Raw genomic sequence first — 639 nt, 5'->3', positions numbered from 1 at the left:
CCTTTCCCGTGCCTGCCGTTTGTATTGGTTTAACCGGTGGTTGACTTCTATAATACGGTTTCCCCGTGCTTTAAAACAACTTCCATGCAAAGGACAACCTTCGCATCTTTGTGCTTTGTACCGGGCACTTTCGGTGATGTATCCGCTCGCTGTTTTGTCATGTCTGGTTCCTATGCGGTTCATGTGTTGCCCCATCGGACAAACGTAATAATCCTCCCCCGCATTGTAATGGAGACTTTCCGCATGGAACGGGTTGGGAGTATAACGGGTACGCTGCTCTTTATGGAAGTAGTTGTACTTGACAAAGGCCTCTATCCCGTTTTCCTGCATGAACCGGTAATTTTCTTCCGAGCCGTAACCGGAGTCTGCCACACCGATACCCGGTAAGCGGTTATAGCGGTGCTGGAAGGAGTGGAAGAAAGGGATCAGGGTCAGCGTATCGGTGGGGTTGGGAAACAGCCGGAAGTCTATGATGAATTGGTTTTCAGTACCTGTTTGTAAATTATACCCGGGCTTGGTCTGCCCGTTCTTCATGGCGTCTTCTTTCATACGCATGAATGTGGCATCAGAATCGGTCTTGGAATAGGAATTACGTTCTCCAAGGACTTCAAGGTGATTATCGTATTCCATCAGCTTGTC

At 48.5% G+C, this 639-nt stretch carries 1 protein-coding gene; it reads right to left on the bottom strand.

Annotated elements, in window-relative coordinates:
• Positions 1-639, bottom strand: a 639-nt coding sequence (locus E5355_RS19175) for a transposase (RefSeq protein WP_168354399.1), incomplete at both ends; no start/stop codon positions are given.

This window comes from Bacteroides muris (ex Afrizal et al. 2022) (genome assembly GCF_004793475.1).
GTDB classification, from domain to species: domain Bacteria; phylum Bacteroidota; class Bacteroidia; order Bacteroidales; family Bacteroidaceae; genus Bacteroides; species Bacteroides muris.
The sequence above is the reverse complement of the archived record's forward strand: the minus strand, read 5'-3'. Positions and strand labels throughout refer to the sequence as shown.